This is a genomic window from Mesorhizobium sp. M7D.F.Ca.US.004.03.1.1 (assembly GCF_003998635.1).
GTDB classification, from domain to species: Bacteria; Pseudomonadota; Alphaproteobacteria; order Rhizobiales; family Rhizobiaceae; genus Mesorhizobium; species Mesorhizobium loti.
In genome coordinates, this window is record NZ_RZQG01001424.1 from 1 (window position 1) to 997 (window position 997).

Consider the following 997-nt stretch of genomic DNA (forward strand, 5'->3'; position numbering starts at 1 on the left):
GGCTATGAGCATATCGCTGCGCTTGGCGGCTTGCGGGGCAGGGCGCGTGGTGCGGAACCTTCCCCCAATAGCTATTGGCGCGTACGTGGTTTTCGCAACTACGCCGACTATGCGCTGACCGAGCCGTTCGCCAAAGGCTTGGCGCAACTGCGAGAGCTCGGCGGCCGGCATCGCTGCGCAATCATGTGCGCGGAAGCCGTCTGGTGGCGGTGCCACCGCCGCATCATTGCCGATTACCTGCTCGCAGAAGGCGAACGCGTCATGCATATCCTTGGGGCCGGTCATGTCGAGGAGGCCAGCCTGACGCCAGGCGCTGTCGTGCCCGATGATGGAACGATCGTTTATCCCGGGGAGCATCTCCTCGGGAGGTAAGCATTGATCATTACAAGCGGTGCAGCCGGTTCAGTTTCCTTTGGTTGCCCCGAGCGCATGGTCGACGATCGTCTGCGCCTCGGCCAGGATGGCGCGCAGATGGTCCTGTCCGCGAAAACTCTCAGCGTAGATCTTGTAGATTTCCTCGGTGCCTGAAGGGCGCGCGGCGAACCAGCCGTTTTCCGTGGCCACCTTGACGCCGCCGATTTCGGCATTGTTGCCCGGCGCCCGGCTAAGCACCGACTTGATCGGTTCGCCAGCCAGGGTCTTCGACGTGATCTCATGCGGTGAAAGCTTCGACAGTTTCTCTTTTTGTGCTGGGGTTGCGGTTGCCTGGAGCCGATCAGCGACCGGTTCGCCCAAGGCCTTCGTCAGGCTGCGATAAACCTCGCCGGGATCGCGACCCATCCTTGCCATGATCTCGGCCGACAGCAACGCCGGAACGATGCCATCCTTGTCGGTCGTCCAGACGGCGCCGTTGCGGCGCATAAACGTCGCACCAGCGCTTTCCTCGCCGCAAAAACCCAGCGAGCCGTCCTGAAGGCCCTCGGCGAACCATTTGAACCCGACCGGCACTTCATACAGTCTGCGCTTCAGCCTGGCGCTGACGCGATCGATCATCTGG

1 protein-coding gene and 1 pseudogene are annotated in these 997 nt (G+C 62.3%); one reads left to right on the plus strand and one right to left on the minus strand.

The window, feature by feature from the left end; all coding sequences use genetic code 11:
• Positions 1–372 (plus strand): DUF488 domain-containing protein (locus EN935_RS37625; RefSeq protein WP_164771782.1); only part of this gene is annotated, 372 nt, incomplete at its 5' end.
• A gap of 30 nt (positions 373–402) precedes the next feature.
• Here the strand turns inward: EN935_RS37625 and EN935_RS37630 are convergent.
• Positions 403–997, minus strand: a pseudogene (locus EN935_RS37630) (alpha-D-glucose phosphate-specific phosphoglucomutase); the annotation flags it as partial.